We start from the raw sequence: 3185 nt of genomic DNA, 5'->3' as shown, positions 1-3185 counted from the left end.
AGCCGCCAGTGCCGGCGGGCGATCACCGTGACGACCACGGCACGCAGGAGAGTGAGCACGGTGAGCGGGACGAGGAAGGCGGTCAGCGTCCAGGTCAACGCGCTGGAGATCCGGTAGGTGGCCAGCAGCGCCTGGCCGCGCAGCCTGGTGGCGGTGTCGGCGGGGTGGGAGGCGACGTCGGACGGTAGCCGCAGCCCAGCCGAAAGTGTGACGAGGCGGTAGCCTCGCGCGTCCAGTACGTCCAGTAGCTGGTCCACGGCCGCAACGGTCTGGCTCCGGTCGCCACCGCTGTCGTGGAACAGGACGACCGCGCCGGCCGTGCCCACGGGGGTGGCCGCCCGCACGAGCGCGTCAGCACCGGGACGGGTCCAGTCGCGGGAGTCGATGTCGGCGAGGACGGTGAGGTAACCCTGCGAGGCGAGTTCACGATAGGTGGTGTAGGCGGGGAGGGTGAGCGCGGCCGGGGTGGACGAGTAGGGCGGCCGCAGCAGGCTGGACGTCGCGCCGGTCGCGGCGGCCAGCGCGGACTGTGACAGGGAGATCTCGATCCGGCGACGCCAGGCGGGCGCGGCCGTGAGGTCGGAATGGCTGAAGGTGTGGATGCCGAGCTGATGACCGTCCTGCCGGATACGCCGGACCAGTTCGGGGTGTTCCAGGACGCGGGAGCCGACGACGAAGAAGGTCGCCTGCGCCCGGTGCCGACGCAGCACGTCGAGGATGGCGGGTGTCCATCGCGGGTCGGGCCCGTCGTCGAACGTCAGCGCGACCGTCCGGGCAGGCAGGCCACGCCCCTGGGGTACCGGGCCGGACAGGTCGAGGACCGGGCCGCCCAGCCCGTCCCCCGGGCCCGCCGCCGTCTCCTCGACGGTGCCGTCGGGGGCGGGGGTGCGGGCCGGACCGGTTCCGTGCCGGGCGAATCCCTGAATCCCGAGCATGCTCGCCAATGTGCCGATGAACAGCGCGAGCAGCAGCCAGTGCGCCCGGGGGGTCCGGTGCGCGTCACGCCGATGCCTCACGGCTTCGACGGGCTCGGCTTGGACGTCGGCCTTCCCTGCTCGGTCGGCCTGCCCTGACCCTGGCCCTGGCCTTTCGGGGAGGCGACAGCCCGCGGCGGCGTGGAGGACACCGCCACGACGGTGGCCACCGGGAGCGGCCCCGACACGCCACTCGCGGAGGCAGCCGGCATCCCCAGCGGGCCGGAAGGGCCGGACGGCGCCGGAGCGGTCACCGGACGCGCCGGCACCGCGACCGACGCCTGCGCGCGTGGCATACCCCCGGCAGCGGCGTCCAGGCCGTCGGAGCCGGAGTTCGGGGAGGATGCGGGAGCCGGCCGGTCGGAGGAACCGAACAACGGCGGCAACGTCACACCGGGAACCGTGGCCACCCCCGACAGACCCGCCGCCACCAACCCGAGACAGCCGAGCATCACGGCTCCCAGTACCCACCCCACCCGCCGGACCCGCCGTGCCCGCCTGCCGGACCGCGCGACGAACACCGGTTGTCTTCTCCAAACGGTGGCCACGCCGCGAGACTAGTCATTACGGGTCACCAGCGATCAGGCGGGTAGCCTCCACCCGGATCGAACAGCGCCGAGACGCGATCCCGCTCTCCGCATAGCCAGGCCCATATAGCCAAGGAATCAGGGAAGTCTACGATTGGCCACCGCCAGATAGCCAACCGCAACAAACACCGGAAACGTTCCCGGAATCGACGGGGATCTGGCCCCGGCCCAGTCCAGCACCGGCGTGGTGACGGTGCCGGCGGTGGCAGCGGCATTGCCGTCCGCGTCCGTCTGCGAGGCGACCCGACCCAGACTGTCGTAGCCCGTCGCCAGCGTGGTCGTACCGTCACCAACATTGGTCGGCAGGCCTGTCGTCGTGCTGTAGCCGTAGGTGATCGTCGGCAGAGTGGTACCGCCGTCCGCCGCGAGACTCGCGGCGACCGCCGCAGAGGTCTTCCGCCCGGCCGCGTCATAGCCTGGTCATCGCCGTCCAGGTCGTCGCGTTGACAGTCTCGACCGCGATCAACACCTCGTCAGGGTCGTTATAGGTGTACGTCACCATCGGCAACGGGTTCCCCGACGACGGCTGCGCCGCCGGCCCGCTGGTGCACGCCAACCCCGTCCAGGCCACGTCCACACAGCCGCTGCCGGTCTCCGTATAGTAGGCGATCACCATGGCGAACGTGTCCGTGCCGTTCGCCTTCGGCATCCGCGACTCCACGGTCTGTCCGGCGGTGTTGTAGTAGCTGGTCCGCGTCCACCCCCGGCAGGCACGGACCACCCCGGGCATATGCCGCGACAGCGGTGTTCATATCCTCTGCGCGAGAGAATCGCCGCCATCGTTAGATGGCACGGAAATCACGGGGGTACGGGATCATGCGAAAACGCCTGCTGCCGCGGCTACGAGCACGCCCTGAACAGACCCCCACCCGGGACCGGACCTCCTCCAGCCAGAATACCACTGATGATCCACAGGCATGGGCGGCTCGAGCAGCCGCTTTGTTACAAGCCACCCGGAAGAACGGCGATCTCGGTCCGCTCAACGAGACAATCGACCTGTTCACCCGCACGTTAGCGGTCACCCCCACCAACCAACCCAACCACGCCGGCCTGCTGTTCATCCTCAGTCTTGCCCTGTACACCCGGTTCGAACGAGTCGGGGAAATGGCGGACCTCAACGCCGCGATCACCACCAACCAGAAAGCAATAGCCGCCACCCCCACCAATCATCCTGACCACGCCATGTACCTGTCCGACCTCTGTATTTCCCTGCGGACCCGGTTCGAACAGGTCGGGGGGGATGGCGGACCTCAACGCCGCAATCACCGCCGGCCGGGAAGCGGTCACCGCCACCCCCACCGGCCACCCCAAGCACGCCGGCCGACTGTCCAACCTCAGCCTTGCCCTGTACATCCGGTTCGGACGGGTCGGAGAACTAGAGCGCTGGTCAAGTAGTGCGAATCCCATCCACAACCACCCGCACAGGCCATGATCCAAAAGAGTTTGTTGTCGTGTACGCTTTTTGGCCGCGTCAGCGTACACAACGACAAACTTGCGCCGATCTTCTCCGATGGCCGGTGTCCATCGACGTGTGCCGCCGTTAGCGAGGATACGTATGGTTCCATGACCGGCGCTCTAGCGGACCTCAACGCCGTAATCACCACCAACCAGAAAGCAATAGCCG

The 3185-nt window shown here is 68.7% G+C and carries 3 protein-coding genes; 1 reads left to right on the top strand and 2 read right to left on the bottom strand.

Annotated elements, in window-relative coordinates:
• Nucleotides 1-1016, bottom strand: a 1016-nt coding sequence (locus tag FrCorBMG51_RS30100) for a polysaccharide deacetylase family protein (RefSeq protein ID WP_047225211.1), incomplete at its 3' end; no start/stop codon positions are given.
• Nucleotides 1017-1115: 99 nt separating this feature from the next.
• On the opposite strand from FrCorBMG51_RS30100, the gene FrCorBMG51_RS23590 reads away from it, so the two are divergent.
• Nucleotides 1116-1535: a hypothetical protein gene (locus tag FrCorBMG51_RS23590; protein WP_047225205.1), complete on the top strand. Its 420-nt coding sequence runs from the start codon at nucleotides 1116-1118 to the stop codon at nucleotides 1533-1535.
• A gap of 435 nt (nucleotides 1536-1970) precedes the next feature.
• On the opposite strand, the gene FrCorBMG51_RS32220 is transcribed toward FrCorBMG51_RS23590, so the two are convergent.
• Nucleotides 1971-2291: a hypothetical protein gene (locus tag FrCorBMG51_RS32220; RefSeq protein ID WP_047225204.1), complete on the bottom strand. Its 321-nt coding sequence runs from the start codon at nucleotides 2289-2291 to the stop codon at nucleotides 1971-1973.
• Between the last annotated feature and the right edge of the window lie 894 nt (nucleotides 2292-3185).

The sequence above is a fragment of the Protofrankia coriariae genome, from assembly GCF_001017755.1.
Lineage (GTDB): Bacteria > Actinomycetota > Actinomycetes > Frankiales > Frankiaceae > Protofrankia > Protofrankia coriariae.
The sequence above is the reverse complement of the archived record's forward strand: the minus strand, read 5'-3'. Positions and strand labels throughout refer to the sequence as shown.

Excerpts from the sequence above, each read along its gene's own strand:
- FrCorBMG51_RS32220 (WP_047225204.1), bottom strand. The coding sequence starts at position 2,291 with ATGCCCGGGGTGGTCCGTGCCTGCCGGGGGTGGACGCGGACCAGCTAC.